Source organism: Pseudomonas glycinae, assembly GCF_001594225.2.
Taxonomy (GTDB): Bacteria; Pseudomonadota; Gammaproteobacteria; order Pseudomonadales; family Pseudomonadaceae; genus Aquipseudomonas; species Aquipseudomonas glycinae.
In genome coordinates this window covers 4161799-4184633 of sequence record NZ_CP014205.2, presented here as the reverse complement: position 1 = coordinate 4184633, position 22835 = coordinate 4161799, and the positions used below count along the sequence as shown (strand labels likewise).

Below are 22835 nucleotides of genomic sequence, written 5' to 3'. Positions count from 1 at the left end.
CAGAGCGCTCGGCGGCGTCAAAGCGTGGCACGAACGTACCTTAATGTCGCATCCGTATAACTTCTGACGCATTTGACCGTTTGCGGCCGGTTTTTACGGTGCAAACGGGGCCCCAAAACGGTGCATTGGTCACGTTGTGCGCGCCGGAATGGGGCCGGGTGTTACTTATTTATACCCACGCCATAGAAGGGGGTTAGACCGAACGGGCTGATCTTGAAATCGGTGACTTCCTTGCGCAGCGGCTGGAACACCGTGGAGTTGGCGATCGGCGTGATCGGCACCTGCTGTTTAAGGATGAGTTGCGCCTGTTGATACAGTTTTACCCGTTGCGATTTATCGGTGGACACCTTGGCCTGCTGCACCAGCTTGTCGTAGGCCGGGTCGCACCATTTGGCGTAGTTGCTGCCTTTCACCGCCGCGCAGCTGTAAAGCACCCCCAGCCAGTTGTCCGGGTCGCCGTTGTCACCGGTCCAGCCGTAGATCATCGCGTCGTGCTCGCCGTTCTTGGCGCGCTTGATGTACTCGCCCCATTCATAGCTGACGATGTTGGCCTTGATACCGATCTTCTCCCAATCCTGCTGGATCATCTGAGCCGACATCCGCGCATTCGGGTTCGAGGCGCGCTGCACGGTCATGGCCCAGAGGTTGATGGTTGTACCCGGTGCAACCCCGGCTTCCTTGAGTAGCGCCCTGGCTTTTGCTGGGTCGTGCGGCGCGTCTTTTATGTTCGGATCGAACGACCATTGCGCTGGCGGCAAGGCGTTCTGCGCCAGCTGTCCGGCACTCTGGTAAACCGCCTTGATGATCGCCGGTTTGTCGATGGCCATGTCGAGTGCCTGGCGCACTTTAAGCTGATCCAGCGGCGGATGGGTGGTGTTGTAGGCGAGGAACCCGAGGTTGAAACCGGCCTGCTTCAACACCCGCAGATTCGGGTCTTTTTCCATCACTTCGATGTCGGCGGGGCGCGGGTAGCCGCTGACCTGGCATTCGCCGGTCTTGAGCTTTTGCAGGCGTACGGCGGCGTCCGGGGTGATCGAGAACACCAGGTTGTCGAGCTTCACGTCCTCCGGTTTCCAGTAGTCCTTGTTCGCGGCGTAGCGGATCTGCGCGTCCTTCTGGTAACGCTTGAACACGAACGGGCCGGTGCCGACCGGTTTCTGGTTGAGGTCTGCTGCTTTGCCTTCCTTCAGCAATTGGGCGGCGTATTCGGCCGATTGCACCGAGGCGAAGCTCATGGCGAGGTTTTGCACGAACGCGGCATCGACGTTGTTCAGGTTGAAGCGCACGGTGTTTTCGTCGAGTTTTTCCACGGATTTGATTGTTGTGTTCAGGCCCATGTCGGTGAAGTACGGGGACTCGGCGGGGTAGGCCTTGCGAAAGTCGTTGTCCGGGTCGAGCAGGCGCTGGAAGGTGAACAGGACGTCGTCGGCGTTGAAGGTTCGGGTTGGGGTGAAGTAGTCGGTGGTGTGGAATTTTACGTTTTGGCGCAGGTGGAAGGTGTACTGGAGGCCGTCCGGGCTTACGTCCCATTTGGTCGCCAGACCGGGTTCGATTTCGGTGCCGCCGCGTTTGAATTGGGTGAGGCGGTTGAAGACGGTTTCGGCGGAGGCATCGAAGTCGGTGCCGCTGGTGTATTGGCTGGGGTCGAAGCCGGCGGGGCTGGCTTCGGAGCAGTAGACCAGGGTTGTGGCTGCGTTGGCGATTGGGGTTATGGCGGTCAGGGCCAGGGTTATTAGAAGTGGTTTGAGGGTGAATCGATCCATGGAGTCCCCGGGTGCATTGGAGGTAGTTGTGGGGAGGAGGGTAGCCGGGGTTTCGGTGGGCGCGGAAATATCGTTTTTCTAGGTGAGGTGTCTATCTCGGTATATCTGGGGTGATTGTGTGCATATCCGATGCTGCGGTAACGGCTTCTTATGGTTCCGCCCTTACGGCGGGTCACTTTTTACAAACGCCTAAAAAGTAACCAAAAACGCTTGCTCCTACGTTCGGCCCCTCGCTGGGGCTCGGGGTTCCTTCGCTACGGGATTCATCCGGGGGCATCGCCTCCGGTTTGCTTCGCTGCACCTCCTCTCGATGTGTTTGGCTTCGCCAAACGGTCGCTGCGCTCCCACCCCCGGATAAATCCCTCCACTCAGCCTTCCGACGTCGCCCGAAGATCAAAAGCGGTACTCGAGCTAACGCTCATCGTGTTGAGTGGTGGGAAGCGAGAAGCGGGAAGCCGAAATCAGAAAGCGGAAAGCTGAATGCAACTGCGGACTGCTTGATCGTTCCCACGCTCCGCGTGGGAATGCAGCCCGGGACGCTCCGCGTTCCATTTTCGGATGTTTAAGGATGTGTGGGATTCACCGAACCTTCCCACAATTTTTTCAGGTTGTCCGTCGGAACCACGATCCCTAGTCTTTGGTTGTCGCAGAAAACTCTGTGATTGGGTGTGAGAACCCAGGCAAGCGAGTGTTATTAAAACGTCAGTCCGACCATAATTGCCGCCAGCTTTTGCTGCCTGTAATTGATTTATGGCGGCTGTGTGCGGGCAGGCTTTGGTCTGGCCGGAATCTCCTTGCCCGGTTTCTCACCCCGCACATAGCTGCCACCTCTTCGCCGCGTGAGAACGGCATTGGGTGGCTTCAAGTCAGCAAGGAGTTAATCAATGAACAAGGTTGTCCCCGACCCACCCCTCGAATCACCCACCCCCCTAGAAGAAGCCATGCGCGCCGAAGACCTCGCCCGCAACCGCGAAGCCATCAAACGCGCCCTCGACTATTACCTGTGCCCCAACCCTTCCAAACCGCGCCCGAGCACGATGTATATGGTCACGCCCAACGTCGACACCGAAAGCCTGCTGGCCAATGCCTGCGAATCCCTGGCCTCGGCCAGTACCATCGCCAGCAATTTCGCCAATGAACTCACCGGCCCCCAGCGCAGTACGGCGCTCGGTATCCAGCAGATCGTCATGCTGGCCGAGCTTGCAGTGAACCGCGCGCTGGATCGGGTTGATCCGCGAGCTTGAGACCGCGTCATCGTTCATCGCGGGCAAGCCCGCTCCCAAAGGGTCGTGCGCGATTTCAATAAATCCGCAGAACGGGTGGGAGCTGGCTTGCCAGCGATGACGGCAGAGCTGACAACTCAAATCCCGAGCATAAAAAAACCGGCGATCATCACTGATCGCCGGTTTTCATTCAGCCGTTACTCAATCACGGCATCAACACTTCAATCGAGCCATCGGCCGTGAGGCTGACCTGGCTGGTGCCTGCTTCAACTTCAGGCGTGACGGGCGCCGAATCCATGCCGGCAGCTTTCATCATCATCGGGGCGCGCATGTACGGTTGTGGGAAGCCGTTGCTGTTGAGGTTCAGGTTGACGATTTTGTAACCCTTGCCGCCCAGGGCGTCGGTGGCCAGTTGGGCGCGGGCCTTGAAGGCGGTGACGGCTTCTTTCAGCAGTTGGTCTTCGCTGGCCTTGCGGGTCGGGTCGGCGATGGCGAAGTCCATGCCGCCCATTTTCAGGTCGGTCAGCAGTTCGCCGGTGAGTTTGGACAGGGCGGCGAAGTCGGCGCTTTCCAGGCGCAGTTCGGCGCGTTCGCGCCAGCCGGTGATTTTCTGGCCCTTGGTGTCGTAGATCGGGTAGCTGTTGCGGCTGCCCTGGCGCAGGGTGATGTCTTTGACCTGCTTGGCCTGGGCCAGTGCCTTGTTCATGGTGGTGCTGACGTCGGCGGCGAGTTTGCCCGGGTCAGTGTTCTGTTCTTCGGTGTAGAGGGTCACGATCATCAGGTCGCGGGCCACTTCCTGGCTGACTTCGGCGCGCAGGGAAATCTGGTTGTAGTGCAGCTCATCGGCGGCCAGGGCCGGAAGGCTGGCGACGCTGCCGACGGTCAGGGCGAGAAGGGCGGCGCTGCGGCGAAATGTGTGCATGAAAGCTCCTTGATGAGGGCGCAGGTGATGGTTCGGGGGCCTGCGTGAAACCATCAGACTCTAGCGTTTATGATCCGGTTCGCCCAGTTACAACTTCTATACAGATGACAAGGCCAGCGATGAGATTCAGCCGCAAGCTTTTGCTCGTAGCTTGAAGCTCGCAACTTGCAACTGCTTTTTGGTGTGGTCGTTTGCCGCACTTTCGCCTCTCAAGCCCGCGCCTTGGTTATACTCCGTGCGATCCGCCTGGAGCGCTCATCAGGAGAGCTCATGCTCGCCCCCGTACAACTGACTTCCGCCACTCGCCAGAACCTCTGGCGGCTGACTTTCATCCGCACCCTGGTGCTCGCCGCACAGGCCGGTTCCGTGGGCCTGGCCTACTGGCTGGAACTGTTGCCGTTGCCGTGGGTGCAACTGGTGATGACCCTCGGCTGTTCGATTCTGCTGTGTGTGTTCACCGCCGTACGCCTGCGCACTTCGTGGCCGGTGACCGAGCTCGAATACGCGCTGCAACTGGCCTGCGATCTGGTTATCCACAGTGCCTTGCTGTATTTCTCCGGTGGTTCGACCAACCCGTTCGTTTCGTATTATCTGGTGCCGCTCACCATCGCTGCGGTGACGCTGCCATGGCGTTATTCGGTGGTGCTGTCGGGTATTGCGCTGGCCTTGTACACATTGATGCTGACGCATTTCTATCCGCTGGAAACCCTGCCGGTCGCCCGGGAGAACCTGCAGATCTACGGCATGTGGCTGAGTTTTGCCCTCGCGGCAGCAGTGATCACCTTCTTCGCCGCGCGGATGGCCGAAGAGCTGCGCCGTCAGGAAGAATTGCGCGCGATCCGCCGTGAAGAAGGCCTGCGCGATCAGCAATTGCTGGCCGTCGCGACTCAGGCCGCCGGTGCGGCCCATGAACTGGGCACACCGCTGGCGACCATGAGCGTGTTGCTCAACGAAATGCAGCAGGATCACCCCGACCCGATGCTTCAGGAAGACCTGAAGGTGCTGAAGGATCAGGTAAAACTCTGCAAGGAGACCCTGCAACAACTGGTGCGTGCCGCCGAAGCCAATCGCCGGATGGCGGTGGAGATGCAGGATGTCACCGAGTGGCTCGACGAAGCGCTCAATCGCTGGCACCTGATGCGCCCCGAGGCCAGTTATCGCTTCCAGCGTCTGGGCCAGGGCCCGTTGCCGCGGGTGGCGCCGCCGCCGGATCTGACCCAGGCCTTGTTGAATCTGTTGAACAACGCCGCCGATGCCTGCCCGGAAAACCTTCAGGTGACCCTGGACTGGACCGCCGAAGACCTGACCATCAGCATCCGCGATCATGGCGCCGGTGTGCCCCTGGCCATCGCCGAGCAGATCGGCAAACCGTTTTTTACCACCAAGGGCAAAGGTTTCGGCCTGGGCCTGTTTTTGAGCAAGGCCAGCGTGACACGCGCCGGCGGCTCAGTGAAACTCTATAGTCATGAGGAAGGCGGCACGCTCACCGAGCTGCGCCTGCCCCACGGCGCCCGAGGAGAGCAACATGAGTGACGAAATCCAAGTCGAAGGCGAAGAACTGCCGCATTTGCTGCTGGTCGATGACGACGCGACCTTCACCCGGGTGATGGCCCGTGCCATGGCTCGCCGTGGTTTCCGCGTCAGCACCGCCGGTTCCGCCGAAGAAGGTCTGACCATTGCCCAGGCCGATCTGCCGGACTATGCCGCGCTGGACCTGAAAATGGACGGCGATTCCGGTCTGGTCCTGCTGCCGAAACTGCTGGAACTGGACCCGGAAATGCGCGTGGTGATCCTCACCGGTTACTCGAGCATCGCCACGGCGGTTGAAGCGATCAAGCGCGGCGCCTGCAACTATCTGTGCAAACCGGCGGATGCCGACGATGTGCTGGCAGCGCTGCTGTCCGAACACGCCGACCTCGACAGCCTGGTACCGGAAAACCCGATGTCGGTTGACCGTCTGCAATGGGAGCACATCCAGCGTGTGCTGACCGAGCACGAAGGCAATATCTCCGCCACTGCCCGCGCCTTGGGCATGCACCGCCGCACCCTGCAGCGCAAACTGCAGAAGCGCCCGGTTCGTCGCTGAACCTGCGCTGAACGACCATCGCCAGCCCTCGCGATAAAGCGCACCGATCATCTATGATCGGTGCGTGTCTGTTCTTTTCTTTATCGAGCCTTTTTCATGAATCAGAACGCTGAATATTCCGCGGTCAACGATACTGTGCGCGGGCAGTTTTTTCGCAAGGTGTGGGCCATGACCACGCCTTACTGGCGCAGCGAAGAGAAGGGCAAGGCCTGGACGTTGCTGATCGCCGTGATCGCGCTGACGTTGTTCAGCGTGGCGATCTCGGTGTGGATCAACAGTTGGTACAAGGATTTCTACAACGCCCTGCAGAAGAAGGACGAGGCGGCGTTCTGGCAGTTGATCCTGTATTTCTGCGGCATTGCGGCGGTAGCGATCCTCGGCGCGGTGTATCGCCTGTACCTGACGCAGATGCTGACCATCCGCTGGCGGGCATGGCTCACCGAGAACCATTTCAAGCGCTGGCTCGGGCACAAGAACTATTACCAGCTGGAGCAGGGCGGTTACACCGACAACCCTGACCAGCGGATTTCCGAAGACCTCAACACCTTCACCAGCAACACCTTGAGTCTGGCCCTGGGCCTGATCCGCACGGTGGTCAGCCTGGTGTCGTTCTCGATCATTCTGTGGGGCGTGTCCGGCAGCATCGAGGTGTTCGGCGTCGAGATTCCCGGCTACATGTTCTGGTGTGCGCTGCTGTACGCGGCGGTCGGCAGCTGGCTGACGCACCTGATCGGTCGACGCCTGATCGGCCTGAACAACCAGCAACAACGCTTCGAAGCCGACCTGCGTTTCTCCATGGTGCGGGTACGTGAGAATGCCGAGAGCATTGCGTTGTACAACGGCGAACCGAACGAGAATCGTCGTTTGAGCAATCGCTTCGGTCTGGTCTGGCACAACTTCTGGGACATCATGCGGGTGTCCAAACGCCTGACGTTCTTCACCTCGGGTTACGGCCAGATCGCAATCATCTTTCCCTTCATCGTCGCGGCCCCGCGTTACCTGACCGGCAAGATCGAGCTGGGTGAGCTGATGCAGATCAACTCGGCGTTCGGCAACGTGCAAGAGAACTTCAGCTGGTTCATCAACGCCTATGCGGACCTCGCCGCGTGGCGCGCCACCTGTGATCGTCTGCTGAGCTTCCGTCAGGCCATGACCGACAACGAAGAACGTGCACCGGCCATCGACGTGCAGAATCAGGGCGATGAGCTGAAGGTTCATAACCTCGGCCTCGATCTGGCCGACGGTCGTCACCTGCTGACCAATGCCGACATGACCGTGGAGGCGGGCGAGCGGGTGATGCTCAGCGGTCGTTCCGGCAGCGGTAAATCCACTCTGTTACGGGCGATGGGCCATTTGTGGCCGGCGGGGCACGGCAGCATTCGCTTGCCGGCCTCGCGTTATCTATTCCTGCCACAGAAACCGTATCTGCCGATCGGCACCCTGCGCGATGCCTTGAGTTATCCACAACCGGGCGACACCTACGCGCCCGAGCGTTATGCACAAGTGTTGGAAACCTGCCGCTTGCCACATCTGGTGGCTCGACTGGACGAAGCCAACCACTGGCAGCGCATGCTTTCGCCGGGCGAACAGCAACGTCTGGCCTTCGCCCGTGCGCTGCTCTACGCACCGCAATGGCTGTACATGGACGAAGCGACGTCGGCGATGGATGAGGAAGACGAAGCCACGTTGTATCAGGCGTTGATCGACCAGTTACCGGGCCTGAGCATCGTCAGCGTCGGCCATCGCAGCAGCCTCAAGCGCTTCCATCCACGGCATGTGCGGATAGACAGTGGTCACCTGGTTGAGCAGAACGTGACCGCCTGATATGTCCACACAAACCCTGTGGGGGGCTGGCTTGCCGCCTCCCACAGGATTTGTGTGGAAACGGAAAGTGATCGTACAACCCGCTTGAGCTATGATGCCCACAAGCCGAACTTTCGAGACAAGATGCAGACCATGGAAAACCCGATCGACACCCCGCGACTCCCTCGCAAGCGCCGCAGCCTGGCTCAGGAACTGGTGACGGTGCTGACCGAGCAGATCCGCGACGGTCTGCTCAAGCGCGGCGACAAGTTGCCAACCGAGTCGGCGATCATGGACGCCCACGGCGTCAGCCGCACCGTGGTGCGCGAGGCGATTTCCCGTTTGCAGGCGGCGGGGCAGGTGGAAACCCGTCATGGCATCGGCACCTTCGTGCTCGACACCCCGAGCCCGAGCGGTTTCCGGATCGACCCGGCCACCGTGGTCACCCTGCGTGACGTGCTGGCCATTCTCGAACTGCGTATCAGCCTCGAAGTCGAATCCGCCGGCCTTGCCGCGCAGCGCCGCAGCACCGAGCAACTTGCTGCAATGCGCGCGGCCCTTGATGCGCTGAATGACAGCGTGGCCCACGCCAGCGATGCCGTGGCGTCGGACTTCCAGTTCCACCTGCAAATCGCGCTGTCCACCGGCAACCGCTATTTCACCGACATCATGACCCACCTGGGCACCAGCATCATTCCGCGCACGCGGCTGAACTCGGCGCGCCTGGCCCATGACGATCAGAAGCACTACATGAGTCGCCTGAGCCGCGAGCACGAGGAAATCTACGACGCCATCGCCCGTCAGGATTCCGATGCCGCCCGTGCGGCCATGCGCCTGCACCTGACCAACAGCCGCGAACGGCTGCGTCAGGCGCATGAAGAGGCGCAGGCGCAGGGGTGAGAAATCAGGCTTCGATGTAGAGTTTCAGCGGCTCCGAACAAGGCTCCAGACTGGACTCATCGGCAAACTTGTAACGCAGTTCGACGACGCTGTTCAGGTACTTTTCCAGTTCGAATTTCGGGATGCTCAATTCGATTCCGGTCAGGCCGACCATGTCATCCAGTGCGTCATCCCAGACGCCGGTCGGTTCCGACAGCCCCTGCCATTCAGGCTCTTGCGGATCATCGCCGAGGATCGGGTACACATCCCAGTTCGGCGGTGTGTTCTGGCCATCGGGTACACGAACGATCAGGTCGTCATCCAGGCTCGATAACCGCAGGATGATCGAGTCGCTGGCGTGATCGGGAAATTGCGGAAGGTGTGCAGCGGCAAACGTCATGCTTCGTTCTCCTTGAAAGATCTGCCGCGATCCTTCGCGGCAGTCATGGCACTTTACCCGGCGAATTCGTGAGGCGCGCCGGGGCAATCTTGTCCGGGCATTTCAGCTTCCGGGCAGAATCGAACGATCGACCCTGACCGCGAGTTTGCCGGGGCCGGGTCGGACGTCGAACGTCGCCTGGCCATGAGCATCCACCGACGCCCGGGCGATGGCCACGCCGTCGCGCAGCAATTGCAGCGGCGCACCTTTCATCGATTGGCCCGAGGCCAGTTCCAGTTTCAATTTAATCGTCATCGAATCGCTCCTTAATTCGTGTTGCCGCTTGGGTGATAGTCCTTGAGCAGCAGGTAAGTGCTCCAGCCCCACCAGTCGTCGACGGTGGCAGTGTCGTTGAGGTTGTTGACATCCTTGCGCCGCAGGACTTTGTTGCCTTGAAGGCGGAATAGTGGTGAGAAGTTGTTGGCCGGATCCAGCACGGCCGTCAGATCCGGCACCCGTTGCAGCGCGTTGAAGGTGGTCGGTACATTGCCGGTTGAATACGCGGCATACACCTCGTCCGCCGAATCCTGTACCGCCCGATTCACCTGATTGCGGTTGTCGGCGTCCGTGGCGTCGAAGTAGCGCTTGTCACCGAATGCCCGCCATTGCTCGCCATGTCCGTTGCGTACCTTGAGGCCGAACTTGCTGTCTTCGTCGTGCATGAAGCGAGTGATCAGCGAGCCCAGGTCACTCGGCGTCACCGCGGCGGCCATGGCCTTGCGTGGCACCCGCAAATGTCCGGAGGAAAACAGGTCGGTGAGGTAGTGGTCAGCGAACGCGTTCATCGCGTAGGCCCGCTCCAGTTGCAGTTCGTCCTGAGTGGCGTGGGCGGCAGCGGCGGTTTGCAGGGCAACGGTGTGCCCGGCGATGTAGGCTTGGCGAGCCCATTCGCCGAAATGGTCGGCGTTGTTCGCCGCCAGTTTCAGATAGCGACCAAGAGGGAACAGCGCCGAGACAAAACTGCCGCCGCCGGTGATTTTGTTCCACTCCTCCGACAACGTATCTCCTAAAGCGTCATAAGCCTCATGGGGTTGCCTGCCGTCCTTGATCGCCTGTTTAACCGCGTCGATCTCCTTTTGCATGATCGCAAGAATTTGCGTCGCCTCGGCCTTTGACGCCGGCAGCGCGGCCAGGGTGTCGAAGGCTGCCGTGAAGCGCTGAAGGCGATCTGCCGCAGAAGCGCCTTCGTTGATCGGCCGATCGACGACGCCATAGAAATCACCGCCCAGTGCCAGTACCTGGCCGTAGGTCAGCGCCAATCCGTTCGGCAGATGCAGTGGCACGTTTTGCGCCAGTACCGGCGCGGTATTTTCAACGAAACGCAGCAAGGTGTTATCGCCGATAGCCGCGTGTTCCGCACCTTCGAAGCGCAACTGCGGTTTGCCCTTCAAGGCGTGAGCGGGCAGGGTGGCGACGGGGGCGACATCGCTGTGCGAGTCGGCGATATACAACAGCATATGCGGATTTTCTGCACTGAAAGCGATGCCGCCGGGGGTGAAAAGATCATCGAAACGGGCGATGACCGGTGTGGTTTTTTCAACGCATGTGGTTTGAAGACCGGACATTTCTTTCTCCTTGATATGTCGTCGGCAGGTTTTATTTAACTGTATGCATATACAGTTAAATCGAGCCTAGTCGAGAAATTTCCTACGTCAAAAAGAAATCTTGTCCGACAAAAAATGCCCCCCAGCGATGAAATGCAGTTGACGGTTATATTTTAAGTTGTACGATGACCTACAACTTCGGCGAAGGCTGAACGGTCCACTCACAAAAAAACGTTGCTACCAGGGTGTTCGAATAATGAATCCACAAGAACTGAAGTCCATCCTCTCCGCCGGCCTGCTGTCGTTCCCGGTGACCGATTTCAATGCCCAGGGCGATTTCAACCGCGCTGGCTACATCAAACGCCTGGAATGGCTGGCCCCGTACGGTGCTTCAGCCCTGTTCGCCGCCGGTGGCACCGGTGAATTCTTCTCCCTGGCTGCCAGCGAATATTCGGAAATCATCAAGACTGCCGTCGACACCTGCGCCAGCAGCGTGCCGATCCTCGCCGGTGTCGGTGGTTCGACCCGTCAGGCCATCGAATACGCTCAGGAAGCCGAGCGTCTGGGCGCCAAAGGTCTGTTGCTGCTGCCGCACTACCTGACCGAAGCCAGCCAGGACGGCGTTGCCGCCCACGTTGAGGCGGTGTGCAAGTCGGTCAACATTGGTGTGGTGGTGTACAACCGCAACGTCTGCCGTCTGACCGCGCCGCTGCTGGAGCGTCTGGCCGAGCGCTGCCCGAACCTGATCGGTTACAAGGACGGTCTGGGCGATATCGAACTGATGGTGTCGATCCGTCGTCGCCTCGGCGATCGCTTCAGCTACCTCGGCGGTCTGCCGACCGCCGAAGTCTATGCCGCTGCCTACAAGGCCCTGGGCGTGCCGGTCTACTCGTCGGCGGTGTTCAACTTCATCCCGAAAACCGCGATGGACTTCTACCACGCGATTGCCCGCGAAGATCACGCCACCGTCGGCAAGATCATCGACGACTTCTTCCTGCCGTACCTCGACATCCGCAACCGCAAGGCCGGTTACGCCGTGAGCATCGTCAAGGCTGGCGCCAAGATCGCCGGTTATGACGCAGGCCCGGTGCGGGCGCCACTGACCGACTTGACCGGCGAAGAGTACGAAATGCTCGCTGCGCTGATCGACAAGCAAGGTGCTCAGTAACACACCTCTATAAACAAGGCCGCTGAGCAATCAGCGGCTTTTTGCGTCAGGAGAATGATTCGTGACCAAGCGCTATGACAACTACATCAACGGTGAATGGGTCGCCGGCAACGATTACTCGGCGAACATCAACCCGTCCGAGCTGAGCGACACCATCGGCGATTACGCCAAGGCTGACCTGGCTCAAGTCAATGCCGCCATCGACGCCGCTCGCGCTGCATTCCCGGCGTGGTCGACTTCGGGCATTCAGGCCCGCCACGATTCGCTGGACAAAGTCGGCACTGAAATCCTCGCCCGCCGCGAAGAACTCGGCACCCTGCTGGCCCGGGAAGAGGGCAAGACCCTGCCGGAAGCCATCGGCGAAGTGACCCGCGCCGGCAACATCTTCAAGTTCTTTGCCGGCGAGTGCCTGCGCCTGTCCGGCGACTACGTGCCGTCGGTGCGTCCGGGCGTCAACGTCGAAGTCACCCGCGAAGCCCTGGGTGTGGTCGGCCTGATCACCCCTTGGAACTTCCCGATTGCCATCCCGTCGTGGAAAATCGCCCCGGCCCTGGCCTACGGCAACTGCGTGGTGTTGAAACCGGCGGATCTGGTGCCGGGTTGCGCCTGGGCGCTGGCCGAAATCATCTCCCGCGCAGGCTTCCCGGCCGGCGTGTTCAACCTGGTGATGGGCAGCGGTCGTGTGGTTGGCGAAGCTTTGGTCAACAGCCCGAAAGTCGACGGCATCAGCTTCACCGGCTCCGTCGGCGTGGGTCGGCAGATCGCGGTCAACTGCGTGTCGCGCCAAGCCAAGGTTCAGCTGGAAATGGGCGGCAAGAACCCGCAGATCATTCTCGACGACGCCGACCTCAAGCAAGCGGTCGAGCTGTCGGTGCAGAGCGCGTTCTACTCCACCGGCCAGCGTTGCACGGCATCGAGCCGCTTGATCGTGACCGCCGGGATTCACGACAAGTTCGTCGAAGCCATGGCCGAGCGCATGAAGTCGATCAAGGTCGGCCACGCGCTGAAAGCCGGCACCGACATCGGTCCGGTGGTTTCGCAAGCACAGCTTGAGCAGGACATGAAGTACATCGACATCGGTCAGTCCGAAGGTGCGCGTCTGGTCAGCGGCGGTGGTCTGGTGACGTGTGACACCGAGGGCTACTTCCTCGCGCCGACCCTGTTTGCCGACAGCGAAGCCTCGATGCGCATCAGCCGCGAAGAGATTTTCGGCCCGGTGGCCAACATCGTCCGCGTGGCCGATTACGAGGCTGCGCTGGCCATGGCCAACGACACCGAATTCGGTCTGTCGGCGGGCATCGCCACCACGTCGCTGAAGTATGCCAACCACTTCAAGCGTCATTCCCAGGCCGGGATGGTGATGGTCAACCTGCCGACCGCCGGTGTCGATTACCACGTTCCGTTCGGTGGCCGTAAGGGTTCATCCTATGGCTCACGTGAGCAAGGCCGCTATGCGCAAGAGTTCTACACGGTCGTGAAGACCAGCTACATCGGTTCGTAAATCGCTGCACCCGCGCCGGGCCTTCGCCTGAGGCCCTGCGCGGCACAAGACCAAAGAATGTTTTACCCGCATAAAAATAATCAGTGGGAGTACATCTACATGCAATCGTCCAAGCCGACTCACGTCCGCTATTTGATCCTGCTCATGCTGTTTCTGGTGACCACGATCAACTACGCCGACCGCGCCACCATCGCGATCGCCGGTTCCAGCTTGCAAAAAGACCTCGGCATCGACGCGGTCACCCTCGGCTACATCTTCTCTGCTTTCGGTTGGGCCTACGTGGCCGGGCAAATTCCCGGCGGCTGGCTGCTCGATCGCTTCGGCTCGAAAAAAGTCTATGCCCTGAGCATCTTCACCTGGTCGCTGTTCACCGTACTGCAAGGCTTCGTCGGTGAGTTCGGCATGTCCACGGCCATCGTCGCGCTGTTCATGCTGCGCTTCCTGGTCGGTCTGGCCGAGGCGCCATCGTTCCCCGGTAACGCACGCATCGTCGCGGCCTGGTTCCCGACCGCCGAACGCGGCACCGCTTCGGCGATCTTCAACTCGGCGCAATACTTTGCCACCGTTTTGTTCGCGCCGCTGATGGGCTGGATCGTGTTCTCCTTTGGCTGGGAGCACGTGTTCATCGTCATGGGCCTGCTCGGTATCGTGTTCTCGCTGGTCTGGCTGAAGGTTATCCACAGCCCGCGCCAACACCCGATGGCCAACGAAGCGGAAGTGAAGTTCATCGCCGACAACGGCGGCATGGTCGACATGGACCAGAAACAAGGCAAAAAGGCTGACGGCCCGAAATGGGATTACATCCGCCAGCTGCTGACCAATCGCATGATGCTCGGCGTTTACCTGGGCCAGTACTGCATCAACGGCATCACCTATTTCTTCCTGACCTGGTTCCCGGTGTACCTGGTGCAGGAACGCGGCATGACCATCCTCAAGGCTGGTTTCATCGCCTCGTTGCCGGCGATCTGCGGCTTTATCGGCGGCGTCCTCGGCGGGGTGATTTCCGATTACCTGCTGCGCAAGGGCCATTCGCTGACCTTTGCCCGCAAGGCGCCGATCATCGCCGGTCTGCTGGTTTCGAGCAGCATCGTGGCCTGCAACTATGTGGACGTTGAATGGATGGTGGTCGGCTTCATGGCCCTGGCCTTCTTCGGCAAAGGCGTGGGTGCACTGGGCTGGGCGGTGGTCTCCGACACCTCGCCAAAACAGATCGCCGGTCTGAGCGGTGGCCTGTTCAACACCTTCGGCAACATCGCCTCGATCACCACTCCGATCGTCATCGGCTACATCATCAGTTCAACCGGTTCGTTCAAATGGGCACTGGTGTTCGTCGGCGCCAACGCACTCGTGGCGGTGTTCAGCTACCTGGTGATCGTCGGCCCGATCAAACGTGTGGTACTTAAAGAGCCGCCAACCAATGGCGGTTCCGAAGCCACCGGCAAATTGTCTCAAGCGCATTCCTGAGGAGCGGCGTCATGCAGTTGATTGAACATTCCGACTCGCCGCGCTACATCCGCCTGCACGAGCGGGACAACGTAGTGGTAGTGGTCAACGACCAGGGCGTGCCGGCCGGCACCGCATTTGCCGATGGCCTGGTGACGGTGGATTTTGTGCCGCAGAGTCACAAGGTCAGCCTCGTGGATATCCCCGAGGGCGGCACAGTGATCCGCTACGGCCAGATCATTGGCTATGCGTTGCAGCCGATTCCCCGTGGCAGTTGGGTCAAGGAAGATCAACTGCGCATGCCAACCGCGCCACCGCTGGACAGCCTGCCGCTGTCCACCGAAGTGCCGGCCACCCAGGCGCCGCTGGAAGGCTTCACGTTCGAGGGTTATCGCAACGCCGACGGCACCGTCGGCACGCGCAACATTCTCGGGATCACCACCACCGTGCAGTGCGTCACCGGGGTGCTGGATCACGCGGTGAAGCGGATCAAGGACGAACTGCTGCCCAAGTACCCGAACGTCGATGACGTGGTGGCGCTGACCCACAGTTACGGTTGTGGCGTGGCTATCACCGCCACCGACGCCTACATTCCGATCCGTACCGTACGCAATCTGGCGCGCAACCCGAACCTCGGTGGCGAGGCGTTGGTGATCAGCCTGGGCTGCGAGAAATTGCAGGCCGGGCAGGTGATGCACGAGGACGATGCCTCGGTGGATCTGAGCGAGCCGTGGCTGTATCGCTTGCAGGATTCCAGTCACGGTTTCACCGAGATGATCGAGCAGATCATGGAGCTGGCCGAAGTCCGTTTGAAGAAGCTCGACCAGCGCCGCCGGGAAACCGTGCCGGCGTCCGAGCTGATCCTCGGCATGCAGTGCGGCGGCAGCGATGCGTTTTCCGGCATCACCGCCAACCCCGCGCTGGGTTACGCCTCGGACTTGCTGCTGCGGGCAGGGGCGACGGTGATGTTTTCCGAAGTCACCGAAGTGCGTGATGCGATTTACCTGCTGACCTCACGGGCCCAGACCAAAACCGTTGCCGAGGAACTGGTGCGCGAGATGGACTGGTACGACCGTTACCTGGCCAAGGGTGAAGCGGATCGCAGCGCCAACACCACGCCGGGCAACAAGAAGGGCGGGTTGTCGAACATCGTCGAGAAGTCATTGGGCTCGATCGTGAAGTCCGGCAACAGTGCGATCAGTGGCGTGCTCGGCCCTGGGGAGCGTTTCAAGCAGAAGGGCTTGATTTTCTGTGCGACGCCAGCCAGTGACTTTGTCTGCGGCACCTTGCAACTGGCGGCGGGGATGAACCTGCATGTGTTCACCACCGGGCGTGGCACGCCTTATGGTCTGGCCATGGCGCCGGTGGTGAAGGTTTCGACCCGTACCGAACTGGCGCAACGCTGGCCGGATCTGATCGACATCGATGCCGGGCGGATTGCCACCGGGCGCGCAACCATCGAGGAGTTGGGCTGGGAGTTGTTCCACTACTACCTGGATGTGGCGAGCGGCAAGCAACAGACGTGGGCGGAGAAGCACAAGCTGCATAACGACATTACGTTGTTCAATCCGGCGCCTATCACCTGAGACCACCCCGTTGATCGTTCCCACGCTCCGCGTGGGAATGCAGCCGGGGACGCTCCGCGTCCCAACAGCGTGACGCGGAGCGTCACAGGAGACGTTACCACGCAGAGCGTGGGAACGATCAGGGTGAAAGTGGCTTATCATTAGCCCCCTAACGACGCTCACCTCCAAGGCTCCCCGGCATGCTGGCAATCTTCCTCGAAACCCTGAACATCACCGCGCCGGTGTTTGCCATGCTTTTTCTCGGTGTGCTGCTCAAACGCATCGACTGGATCAACGACAACTTCATCCACACAGCCTCGTCGCTGGTGTTCAACGTCACCATGCCGGCGCTGCTGTTTCTCGGCATCCTGCACGCCGACCTGCACGCGGCACTGCAACCGGCGCTGCTGATCTATTTCGCTCTCGCGACGCTGGTCAGTTTTGCCGTGGCCTGGGGCTGGGCGATTTTCCGCTGCCCGCGTGAAGACCGGGGTATCTACACCCAAGGCGCGTTTCGCGGCAACAACGGGGTGATCGGCCTGGCGCTGGCGGCGAGCATGTACGGCGACTACGGGATTTCCCTCGGGGCGATTCTCGCAGCGCTGGTGATCCTGTTCTACAACACCCTGTCGACCATTGTGCTGGCGGTCTACAGCCCGGTGATCAAATCCGATCCGTGGAGCATCTGCAAAAGCGTGGTCAGCAATCCGTTGATCATCAGCGTGATCGCGGCGGCGCCGTTCGCTTATTTCAAGATCGGTCTGCCGGGCTGGCTGGAAACCTCCGGCCAGTACCTGGCGCAAACCACGCTGCCGCTGGCATTGATCTGCATTGGCGGCACGCTGTCGCTGGCGGCGCTGCGCAAGAGCGGCAAGATGGCGCTCAGTTCGAGTCTGGTGAAGATGGTCGGCCTGCCGGTGATCGCCACGCTGGGTGCATGGCTGTGGGGTTTTCGCGGGGCAGAGCTGGGGATTCTGTTTCTGTACTTCGGCAGCCCGACCGCCGCCGCCAGTTTCGTCATGGCCCGTGCGGCACAGGGCAACCATGAACTGGCAGCGGCGATCATCGTGCTGACCACGTTGATGGCGGCGATCACCACCAATATCGGGATCTTCTTCCTGCAGTGGGGCGGGTGGATCTGAGGCCGGCGGTTACTCGGGCTTCTGGTAACTGTCGATCACTTCCTGCGCCGCGCGGAACGCATCGATCGCCGCCGGTACGCCGGCGTACACCGCGCAATGCAGCAGCGCTTCACGGATCTCATCAACCGTGCAGCCATTGTTCAGCGCACCGCGCACGTGGCCCTTCAACTCTTGCGGACACTTCAACGCAGTCAGCGCGGCGAGGGTGATCAGGCTGCGGGTTTTCAGCGGCAGACCTTCTCGATTCCACACGCCGCCCCAGGCGTGTTCGTTGACGAAATCCTGCAAGGGTTGAGTGAATTCGGTGGCATTGCCCAGCGCGCGGTCGACAAACGCGTCGCCCATTACCTGACGGCGGACTTCAACCCCGGATTTCTTCGATTCGGTCATGGCACATCCCTCTTGTGGTGTTGGCGGCGCCAGGCGCGTACGGACGTGAAAAACAGAAACGCCAGCAGCGTCGGCAGCACATAAAACAGCATCAATCGCTCGAGTTTGCCGGCCAGTGGCATGCCGGTGGTGAACGACACCACGTGCAGCCCGTATGCCAGATACAAACCCAGCAGCAACAAGCCTTCAGCCCGGGTCACGCGGTAGCCGGAATAGAACACCGGCAGGCACAGCGCCGCGACGCCGAGCATCACCGGCAGGTCGAAATCCAGTGCGTTCGGCGAGACCGACAGCGGCGTCGGCGCGATCAGTGCGGTGAGGCCCAGCACTCCGAGCAGGTTGAACAGGTTGGCGCCGATCACGTTGCCGACTGCAATGTCCCGCTGACCGCGCAGCGCTGCGATCAACGATGTAGCCAGTTCCGGCAGCGAGGTACCGACCGCGACCACGGTCAGGCCGATTACCCGTTCGGAGAACCCCAGGTCGGTGGCCACGACCACGGCGGCGCCCAGCAGCAAGTGCCCGGCGAACACCAGCATGCCCAGACCGCCGACAATCATCAGCAGGCTGGTGAACCACGGTGCCTGCGGATCGTGCGGTTGATCGGAGTGCGGGCGGGTCGAGTGCCGCGACTGGCGCAGCAATAATCCGAGATACAGGGCGAGGGCGCCGAGCAACAGAATGCCGTCGAAGCGCCCGAGCTCTTCATTCCATGCCAGCACGAACACCAGCAGGCTGGCACCGATCATCAGTGGAATGTCGAGGCGCACCAGTTGTCGCGATACCCGCAGCGGAATGATCAGTGCCGACAGGCCGAGGGTGACGAGAATGTTGAAAATGCTGCTGCCGATCACGCTGCTGACGGCGATGTCCGGCGTGTGCGCCTGCACGGCTTGCAGGCTGACGACCATTTGCGGAGCGCTGCTGCCGAGGGCGACGATGGTCAGGCCGATAATCAGCGGCCGCAAATGCAGGCGCGCGGCCAGACGCACGGCGGCGCGTACCATCAGTTCGGCGCCGGCGATCAGCAGGAACAGCCCGCTGAGCAATTCGATCACGCTGATCAGGGGTAAGTCGGTCAGTCCGAAAATGGTGGACGCTCCATCAGTCGTCGAGGGCCTGGACCCGAACGCGGGCGGTTCCACTGCGCAGCATACCGAGCTGTTCGGCCGCCGCACGTGAAACATCGATCAGGCGACCACGAGTGTGCGGGCCGCGGTCGTTGATGCGGACCACGACGGATTCATCGTTTTTCAGGTTGGTGACCTTCACCCGGGTGCCGAACGGCAACTGGCGGTGGGCGGCGGACAGGGAATTCTGGTTGAACGCTTCGCCGCTGGCGGTGCGTTTACCGTGGTGCTTGGCACCGTAATAGGAGGCGACACCGGTCTGGTCGTAACCGTGCGGGTCGATGACATCGGTGCTGGCGCAACCGGCCAGCAAGGAGAGCAGGGCGCAGGCGCCGAGCAGACGTTTCATTCATAAGCTCCCAAGTGATCGTTCCCACGCTCCGGCGTGGGAATGCACCCCGTGACGCTCTGCGTCACACCGCAATGGACGCGGAGCGTCCGAGGCGGCATTCCCACGCAGAGCGTGGGAACGATCCTCAGGCGCGGGGCCATCGTCAGCCTTCGAGCTTGCTTTTCAGCAGTTCGTTCACTTGCTGCGGGTTGGCCTTGCCTTTGGAGGCTTTCATGGCCTGGCCGACGAAGAAGCCGAACATCTTGCCGCGCTTGGCTTCGTCTGCCGCGCGGTATTGCTCGACCTGCTCGGCGTTGGCCGCGAGCATTTCGTCCAGCACCGCCGAGATCGCGCCGCTGTCGGTAACCTGCTTCAGGCCGCGCTTTTCGATGATCTCGTCCGCGCTGCCTTCGCCGTTGGCCATCGCTTCGAACACCACCTTGGCGATCTTGCCGGAGATGGTGTTGTCCTTGATGCGCAGCAGCATGCCGCCCAGTTGCTCGGCCGAAACCGGTGAATCCTCGATGTCCAGGTTCTGCTTGTTGAGCAGGCTGCCCAACTCGACCATCACCCAGTTCGCCGCCAGTTTGGCGTCGCCGCCGATCGCTGCGACTTTCTCGAAATAGTCCGCCTGCTCACGGCTGGTGGCCAGCACATTGGCGTCGTAGGCCGACAGACCGAACGCACTCTGGAAGCGCTCGCGTTTTTGCGGTGGCAGCTCCGGCAGGGTGGCGCGCACGTCGTTGAGGAACGAGTCCTCGATGACCACCGGCAGCAGGTCCGGATCGGGGAAGTAACGGTAGTCGTTGGCTTCCTCTTTGCTGCGCATCGGACGGGTCTCGTCCTTGTTCGGATCGTACAGACGGGTCTGCTGGATCACTTTGCCGCCGTCTTCGATCAGGTCGATCTGACGCTGGATCTCGGAGTTGATCGCCTTCTCGATGAAGCGGAACGAGTTGACGTTCTTGATCTCGCAGCGGGTGCCGAACTCGACCTGACCTTTCGGACGTACCGACACGTTGCAGTCACAACGCAGCGAGCCTTCGGCCATGTTGCCATCGCAGATGCCCAGGTAACGTACCAGCGCGTGGATCGCCTTGACGTAGGCCACGGCTTCCTTGGCGCTGCGCATGTCAGGCTCGGAAACGATTTCCAGCAGCGGTGTGCCGGCACGGTTCAGGTCGATGCCGGTGGCACCGCTGAATTCTTCGTGCAGGCTCTTGCCGGCGTCTTCTTCCAGGTGCGCGCGAGTAATGCCGACGCGTTTGACCGTGCCGTCTTCCAGGGCGATGTCCAGGTGGCCCTTGCCGACGATCGGCAATTCCATCTGGCTGATCTGGTAGCCCTTCGGCAGGTCCGGGTAGAAATAGTTTTTACGGGCGAACACGTTGTGCTGACCGATCTCGGCGTCAATCGCCAGACCGAACATCACAGCCATGCGCACCGCTTCCTGGTTGAGCACCGGCAGCACGCCGGGCATGCCCAGGTCGATCAGGCTGGCCTGGGTGTTCGGCTCGGAACCGAACTGGGTGGAACTACCGGAAAAGATTTTCGACCGGGTGGTGAGCTGGGTGTGAATCTCCAGCCCGATCACGACTTCCCATTGCATGTGTGTCTCCTCAGAAGCCGGTTGGGGTGCGGGTGTGCCAGTCAGTGTTCAACTGATACTGGTGCGCAACGTTGAGCAAACGGCCTTCCTGGAAATACGGAGCGAGCAGTTGCACGCCGACCGGCAGACCGTCGACGAAACCGGCCGGCATCGACAGGCCCGGCAGGCCCGCGAGGTTGGCGGTGATGGTGTAGACGTCTTCCAGGTAGGCAGCGACCGGGTCGCTGTTCTTGGCACCGAGTTTCCAGGCCGGGTTTGGCGTGGTCGGGCCGAGGATGATGTCGACTTCATTAAAGGCAGTCATGAAGTCGTTCTTCACCAGGCGACGGATCTTCTGCGCTTTCAGGTAGTAGGCGTCGTAGTAACCGGCGGACAGTGCGTAGGCACCGACCATGATCCGGCGCTGCACTTCAGGCCCGAAGCCTTCGCCACGGGAGCGCTTGTACAGGTCTTCCAGGTTCTTCGGGTCTGCGCAGCGGTGGCCGAAGCGCACGCCGTCGAAACGCGACAGGTTGGAGGAGGCTTCTGCCGGGGCGATCACGTAGTACGCAGGGATCGCGTGCTGCATGTTCGGCAGGCTGATTTCCTTGATCACGGCACCGAGCTTTTGCAGCTCCTTGATGCTGTTCTGGATCAGCTCGGCGATGCGCGGGTCGAGACCGGCACCGAAGTATTCCTTCGGCACACCGATGCGCAGGCCTTGCAGCGAGCCGTTCAGGCCGGCGGCGTAGTCCGGCACTGGCTCATCGATGCTGGTGGAGTCGTTCGGATCGAAGCCGGCCATACCTTGCAACAAAATTGCGCAGTCTTCGGCCGTGCGTGCCAGAGGGCCGCCCTGATCGAGGCTGGAGGCGTAAGCGATCATGCCCCAGCGCGACACGCGACCGTAGGTCGGCTTCAGGCCGGTGAGGTTGGTGAACGCGGCCGGCTGACGGATCGAGCCGCCAGTGTCGGTGGCCGTCGCGGCAGGCAGCAGACGAGCGGCAACTGCCGCCGCCGAACCACCGGACGAACCGCCGGGCACGTGTTCCAGGTTCCACGGGTTTTTCACCGCGCCGTACCAGCTCGACTCGTTGGCCGAACCCATGGCGAATTCGTCCATGTTGGTCTTGCCCAGAATCACGGTGCCGGCGGCGGCCAGCTTCGACACCACGGTGGCGTCGTATGGAGCCTTGAAGTTGTCGAGCATCTTCGAGCCGCAGCTGGTGCGGATGCCCTGGGTGCAGAACAGATCCTTGTGGGCGATCGGCGCACCGAGCAGGGCGCCACTCTCACCATTGGCCCGGCGCACGTCGGCGGCTTTCGCCTGCTCGAGGGCCAGCTCTTCGGTGAGGCTGATGAAACTGTTGAGCTGCGGATCGAGCTGGGTGATACGCGCCAGCAGGACTTTGGTCAGCTCTTCGGAAGAAAACTTTTTATCGGCGAGACCGCGGGCGATCTCGGCCAGAGTCAATTGATGCATTGCAGGCTCTTTCCCTTTAGTCGATGACTTTCGGAACCAGGTACAGGCCGTTTTCGACCGCTGGTGCGATGGACTGATAAGCCTCGCGGTTATTGCTTTCGGTCACGACGTCGGCGCGCAGGCGCTGACTGGCTTCCAGCGGGTGGGCCAGCGGCTCGATACCGTCGGTATTGACCGCCTGCATTTCGTCGACCAGCCCGAGAATGCTGTTGAGGGCCGAAGTGATGTGTGGAAGATCGGCGTCATTAAGGCCAAGGCTGGCCAGATGAGCGATTTTTTCCACGTCGGAGCGTTCTAGCGCCATCGGGTTTCTCCAGTGGAAAACAGGACGGACGGCGTCCGTGTGTTAGATTGTCGGAACACTACCGCACTTCTACGGTCATAAGGCCGCGATTGTGGGGCTTGGTGCACAGAAAAGCGGCCAATTTAACATAT

Annotated in this window: 21 protein-coding genes; 10 read left to right on the top strand and 11 right to left on the bottom strand. The window is 61.0% G+C overall.

What is annotated here, in order from left to right:
• Positions 1-161 precede the first annotated feature (161 nt).
• A complete protein-coding gene (locus AWU82_RS19085; RefSeq protein ID WP_064382559.1) occupies positions 162-1763 on the bottom strand; it encodes an ABC transporter substrate-binding protein in 1602 nt (533 codons plus the stop codon).
• A gap of 884 nt (positions 1764-2647) precedes the next feature.
• Here AWU82_RS19085 and AWU82_RS19080 point away from each other — a divergent pair.
• Positions 2648-3007: a DUF6124 family protein gene (locus AWU82_RS19080; protein ID WP_064382558.1), complete on the top strand. Its 360-nt coding sequence runs from the start codon at positions 2648-2650 to the stop codon at positions 3005-3007.
• A 184-nt stretch (positions 3008-3191) separates the two neighbouring features.
• On the opposite strand, the gene AWU82_RS19075 is transcribed toward AWU82_RS19080, so the two are convergent.
• Positions 3192-3908 (bottom strand): SIMPL domain-containing protein, encoded by a 717-nt coding sequence (locus AWU82_RS19075; protein ID WP_064382557.1) that lies wholly within the window; start codon positions 3906-3908, stop codon positions 3192-3194.
• A gap of 270 nt (positions 3909-4178) precedes the next feature.
• Here AWU82_RS19075 and AWU82_RS19070 point away from each other — a divergent pair, with 270 nt between their 5' ends.
• From AWU82_RS19070 to AWU82_RS19055, 4 genes are all read left to right on the top strand, one after another.
• Positions 4179-5441: an ATP-binding protein gene (locus AWU82_RS19070; RefSeq protein WP_064382556.1), complete on the top strand. Its 1263-nt coding sequence runs from the start codon at positions 4179-4181 to the stop codon at positions 5439-5441.
• Positions 5434-5994, top strand: a complete 561-nt coding sequence (locus AWU82_RS19065; protein ID WP_003221630.1) for a response regulator transcription factor — start codon at positions 5434-5436, stop codon at positions 5992-5994. The genes AWU82_RS19070 and AWU82_RS19065 overlap by 8 nt, the downstream gene beginning before the upstream one ends.
• Positions 5995-6090: 96 nt before the next feature.
• Positions 6091-7818 (top strand): ABC transporter ATP-binding protein/permease, encoded by a 1728-nt coding sequence (locus AWU82_RS19060; RefSeq protein WP_064382555.1) that lies wholly within the window; start codon positions 6091-6093, stop codon positions 7816-7818.
• Between the two features lie 132 nt (positions 7819-7950).
• On the top strand, positions 7951-8697 hold the full coding sequence (locus tag AWU82_RS19055; RefSeq protein ID WP_084777084.1) for a FadR/GntR family transcriptional regulator: 747 nt from the start codon (positions 7951-7953) through the stop codon (positions 8695-8697).
• A gap of 4 nt (positions 8698-8701) precedes the next feature.
• Here the strand turns inward: AWU82_RS19055 and AWU82_RS19050 are convergent, their stop codons facing one another.
• The 3 genes from AWU82_RS19050 to AWU82_RS19040 all read right to left on the bottom strand — a co-directional run bounded on the left by AWU82_RS19050 (position 8702) and on the right by AWU82_RS19040 (position 10680).
• On the bottom strand, positions 8702-9076 hold the full coding sequence (locus AWU82_RS19050) for a hypothetical protein (RefSeq protein WP_064382554.1): 375 nt from the start codon (positions 9074-9076) through the stop codon (positions 8702-8704).
• 102 nt (positions 9077-9178) lie between these two features.
• On the bottom strand, positions 9179-9370 hold the full coding sequence (locus AWU82_RS19045; RefSeq protein ID WP_064382553.1) for a hypothetical protein: 192 nt from the start codon (positions 9368-9370) through the stop codon (positions 9179-9181).
• 11 nt (positions 9371-9381) lie between these two features.
• The gene (locus AWU82_RS19040) at positions 9382-10680 is read right to left on the bottom strand and encodes a hypothetical protein (protein ID WP_064382552.1); all 1299 of its coding nucleotides are present in this window, start codon (positions 10678-10680) and stop codon (positions 9382-9384) included.
• Between the two features lie 235 nt (positions 10681-10915).
• On the opposite strand from AWU82_RS19040, the gene kdgD reads away from it, so the two are divergent.
• From kdgD to AWU82_RS19015, 5 genes are all read left to right on the top strand, one after another.
• On the top strand, positions 10916-11827 hold the full coding sequence (gene kdgD, locus AWU82_RS19035; RefSeq protein WP_011332448.1) for a 5-dehydro-4-deoxyglucarate dehydratase: 912 nt from the start codon (positions 10916-10918) through the stop codon (positions 11825-11827).
• 61 nt (positions 11828-11888) lie between these two features.
• Positions 11889-13328 (top strand): aldehyde dehydrogenase family protein, encoded by a 1440-nt coding sequence (locus AWU82_RS19030; RefSeq protein ID WP_011332449.1) that lies wholly within the window; start codon positions 11889-11891, stop codon positions 13326-13328.
• A gap of 99 nt (positions 13329-13427) precedes the next feature.
• The gene (locus AWU82_RS19025) at positions 13428-14792 is read left to right on the top strand and encodes an MFS transporter (RefSeq protein WP_041475503.1); all 1365 of its coding nucleotides are present in this window, start codon (positions 13428-13430) and stop codon (positions 14790-14792) included.
• Between the two features lie 11 nt (positions 14793-14803).
• Positions 14804-16357, top strand: coding sequence for a galactarate dehydratase (gene garD / locus AWU82_RS19020; RefSeq protein ID WP_064382551.1), 1554 nt, complete (start codon positions 14804-14806; stop codon positions 16355-16357).
• Between the two features lie 179 nt (positions 16358-16536).
• Entirely contained in the window at positions 16537-17478 is a 942-nt protein-coding gene (locus tag AWU82_RS19015; RefSeq protein WP_064382550.1) for an AEC family transporter, read from the top strand.
• 9 nt (positions 17479-17487) lie between these two features.
• On the opposite strand, the gene AWU82_RS19010 is transcribed toward AWU82_RS19015, so the two are convergent.
• From AWU82_RS19010 to gatC, 6 genes are all read right to left on the bottom strand, one after another.
• Positions 17488-17868 carry a carboxymuconolactone decarboxylase family protein gene (locus AWU82_RS19010; protein ID WP_011332452.1) on the bottom strand — a complete coding sequence of 127 codons (381 nt, stop codon included), beginning with the start codon at positions 17866-17868 and terminating at the stop codon, positions 17488-17490.
• Positions 17865-18926, bottom strand: coding sequence for a calcium/sodium antiporter (locus AWU82_RS19005; protein ID WP_064382549.1), 1062 nt, complete (start codon positions 18924-18926; stop codon positions 17865-17867). The genes AWU82_RS19010 and AWU82_RS19005 overlap by 4 nt, the downstream gene beginning before the upstream one ends.
• A 46-nt stretch (positions 18927-18972) precedes the next feature.
• Positions 18973-19347, bottom strand: a complete 375-nt coding sequence (locus tag AWU82_RS19000; protein WP_064382548.1) for a septal ring lytic transglycosylase RlpA family protein — start codon at positions 19345-19347, stop codon at positions 18973-18975.
• A gap of 145 nt (positions 19348-19492) precedes the next feature.
• Positions 19493-20938, bottom strand: a complete 1446-nt coding sequence (gene gatB / locus AWU82_RS18995; RefSeq protein ID WP_064382547.1) for an Asp-tRNA(Asn)/Glu-tRNA(Gln) amidotransferase subunit GatB — start codon at positions 20936-20938, stop codon at positions 19493-19495.
• A 10-nt stretch (positions 20939-20948) separates the two neighbouring features.
• Positions 20949-22400 carry an Asp-tRNA(Asn)/Glu-tRNA(Gln) amidotransferase subunit GatA gene (gatA, locus tag AWU82_RS18990; RefSeq protein WP_064382546.1) on the bottom strand — a complete coding sequence of 484 codons (1452 nt, stop codon included), beginning with the start codon at positions 22398-22400 and terminating at the stop codon, positions 20949-20951.
• Between the two features lie 16 nt (positions 22401-22416).
• Entirely contained in the window at positions 22417-22704 is a 288-nt protein-coding gene (gatC, locus tag AWU82_RS18985) for an Asp-tRNA(Asn)/Glu-tRNA(Gln) amidotransferase subunit GatC (RefSeq protein WP_007953612.1), read from the bottom strand.
• Positions 22705-22835 lie beyond the last annotated feature (131 nt).